This is a genomic window from Poseidonibacter sp., from assembly GCF_041821165.1.
Taxonomy (GTDB): Bacteria; Campylobacterota; Campylobacteria; order Campylobacterales; family Arcobacteraceae; genus Poseidonibacter.
Map to the genome: position 1 here is coordinate 1 of NZ_JBGUES010000226.1, position 3,180 is coordinate 3,180.

Genomic DNA, 3,180 nt, shown 5'->3' on the forward strand with positions numbered 1-3,180 from the left:
GTGGAATGTAGTTTATTAGTTCTGCTCTTTTTTTATCACTTATATCATCTATATTTTGTCCAAATAGTTTAACATTATTATTTTCAATTAAATTACATAAGACCTTTGCAAGTGTTGATTTTCCTGCACCATTTTGTCCTAAAATTATAAGATTATCGTTTTCTTGTAGGGTAAAAGTAATATCATCTAAGATATCACTTTTGTAGTTGTTTATTTCTAACATTTTCTAGTATCTTTTTAAAATCTTTTATAAAATATTTAACTCTATGACTTGGAATTCCTGCATATCTTTTTGCAACAATATAAATATTTTTATTAACTGCTGCATTAACTGGTAAAGTTTCCCAAAGAGTTATCATTCTTTTTTGTTCTTCTTCTTTATCTCTTAAAAAAGGAGAAATGTGCACTATTATATCAGGATTCATATTTATTATCTTCTCTGAGTTTACAGTTGGTTGATTTGTACTTGTAGAAAAGTAAGCGTTTTTATTTTGTGATGCTTTTATTATATCTTCAAAATATAAATTATTTCCCGCAATATATATTTGATTATCAAGATTTTTTCTTGGACCAATTACTACTAAGACTTTTTTATCTGTAACAATATTTGCTAAAGATGCCAAAGAATTATCTATATCAGATAATAAATCATTTGCTAAATTGGTTTTATGAAAATAATCGCCTAAAGTTTTTATTGTATATTTAATTGATTTAATAGTATCTGTTTTAAAAACTAAAGTATTAATACCTAAAGCTTTTAAATTTCTAAGAAGTTTTTCATCATAATTTTGAGTAATTACAACAGTAGGTTTTGCTTGAATTATTTTTTCTAATGAAATAGTAGAATAACCACCTACTTTAGGTATTTTCTGAGATTCTTCTGGGTAATCACTATATAAAGTATTCGCAACAATATTTTTGCCCTCACCTAAAGCAAAAACTATTTCGTTTATAGATGGTGAGAGAGTTATGATTCTACTCTCACCAAATAAATTTATACACATTAAAAGAAGTATAAATATTGTTTTTTTCATATTAGAATTTTGCCTTTAAACCAATGTAAGCACTTCTCTCAGCAGTTCCATATGTATCAATTGCTTGATATTTCTTATTTAAAACATTATCCAATTTAACATATGTATTAAATGTTTTATTTATTTCATAGTTTACTACCGCATTCCATAATGTATAATTTCCAGTATTTGCACTTACATCATATGTACCAAAATCATATTGAACTCTATCACCAACATATTCACCATTTACATTAAAATGAAATTTATAAATTCCATAATAATCAAAACCAAATTTTACACTATCTTTAGCTCTTCTTTGTAATCTTTTATCGTTATCTTCTTTTGCACTAGTAAATGTATAATTTATATTTGCAATCAAATCATTCATAATTTCATTTTTATAACCTACTTCAACACCTTGTAAAGTTACCTTATCATCCATATTATAATATTTATATGTTGAACTATTATATTCAATCATATTTGTAACAGTATTATAAAAGTATGTTAATGTTAATCCTTTATAACCAAGTGTTACGTCTGTTCCTTTTGTAGATTCTGGTTGTAAATCTGAATATCCAGCATTAGCATCATATAATTTATAAAATGTTGGTACATTATATGATGTTCCATAATTTATACTTGAATATAAATCATCTGAAAAGTTATGTCTTAAACCGATTTTTCCTGTTGTTTTATTATCAAATAAATCAAACTTATCATATCTTAAAGATTGCGTAAAAATTGTTTTTCCAAATGTAGTACTATTTGTGATAAAGGTAGCTTTATTCCTTAATTCTTTTTTTACATTATTTTTATGATTTGTTACTTTATAATCAGCACCTAAAAGTAAAAAAGATTTTTCATTTAAATATGGTATTGTTGTATTTAAACCATATTCTCTTAATGTTCCATCAAATTTTTTAGTAAAACCTTTTGGGTCATCTCTATTAACTCTAGTATAATTTGAATAAGCTTTAATATTTGAATATTCATTTTTATTTAAAAAATTAACTGAACTATAACTATTTTTTGTTTCTAATTCATATCCTTTAGCATTTGCTTTTTCAGCAATTGTTGAACCAAATGCTCCTTTATCATATTCACTTTTAGCATTTAATGTATTATGACTTAATTCTAATCTATTATTATCATTAATATTAAAACCAGCCTTTCCATTTATTGTTGTATTTTTATATCCATCATCTTCAAATGCATCAATATCACCACCTTGTGGTACTTGAGAGGTAAACCCATCTGAACTTATTTTTGAAACTCCAAGTTTTACATCAAATTTCTTTGTTTTATGAGATATGCTTGCATTCAATGTTTTTGTATTATATGAACCAAATTCTACAGCAACATTTGCATGAGTACCTTCTTTTGAACTACTCGTAATTATATTAATAACTCCAGCATTAGCATCTGCTCCCCAAATTCCAGATTGCGCACCTTTAATAACTTCAATTTGTTCAATATCTGTAATCATTAAATGTTCAAACCTAGCACCACTAATTCCTGTAAAATCGTTATACCTAATTCCATCAATCAATACTAGTATTCTTTGTGAATCAAAACCTCTTGTAAATACTGAAGTTGATTTGCCTAATCCTCCATTACTTATAACATTAATTCCAGCAAGTGTATTTAAAGCTTCACTAACTGTTGTAAAATGTCTTTCTTCTATTTCATCTTTTGTAATAACTTCTACGTTTGATGTAACATCTTTGATTGATTGAGTTGATTTAGTTGCACTTGTAACTGTGATTGTTTCTAGATTTTCATTTGAATAAAGGTTTGTTGCGATTAGTAAGCTTGCAACTAAGCTAGTAGATATTTTTTTCTGCATTTTTTATGTTCCTAATTTTTTATGTATTTATTTGTTGAATATAGCTTTATTGATTTTAGTTCACGTTGCAGTAGTAAAACTACAATTATTTGTTTATTATGAGATAATAGTGAGTGAATCATAGAGCTAAAAGAGTTTAACGTAGTAATAATTGATGATATTAATATTGTAAAAAAAGTAAAATATTTTTTTATTTTATTTTTCATCTTATCCCCTCTTTTTGGATTTTTGATTTGTTAAAGCGTGGGATTATACATAAAAAAGGTTAAAAGTTGTAAATTTTATTATAAAAAATGTATTTAAACTGTCAAATAT

The 3,180-nt window shown here is 25.2% G+C and carries 4 protein-coding genes; all 4 read right to left on the reverse strand.

Annotated elements, in window-relative coordinates:
• Window positions 1-223, reverse strand: a 223-nt coding sequence (locus tag ACERKK_RS12405) for an ATP-binding cassette domain-containing protein (RefSeq protein WP_373773390.1), incomplete at its 3' end; no start/stop codon positions are given.
• A complete protein-coding gene (locus ACERKK_RS12410) occupies window positions 195-1,034 on the reverse strand; it encodes an ABC transporter substrate-binding protein (protein WP_373773391.1) in 840 nt (279 codons plus the stop codon). The genes ACERKK_RS12410 and ACERKK_RS12405, both read right to left, overlap by 29 nt.
• Before the next feature lies 1 nt (window position 1,035).
• Window positions 1,036-2,865 (reverse strand): TonB-dependent receptor plug domain-containing protein, encoded by a 1,830-nt coding sequence (locus tag ACERKK_RS12415; protein WP_373773392.1) that lies wholly within the window; start codon window positions 2,863-2,865, stop codon window positions 1,036-1,038.
• Window positions 2,866-2,876: 11 nt separating this feature from the next.
• Entirely contained in the window at window positions 2,877-3,071 is a 195-nt protein-coding gene (locus ACERKK_RS12420; RefSeq protein ID WP_373773393.1) for a hypothetical protein, read from the reverse strand.
• Window positions 3,072-3,180: the final 109 nt, after the last annotated feature.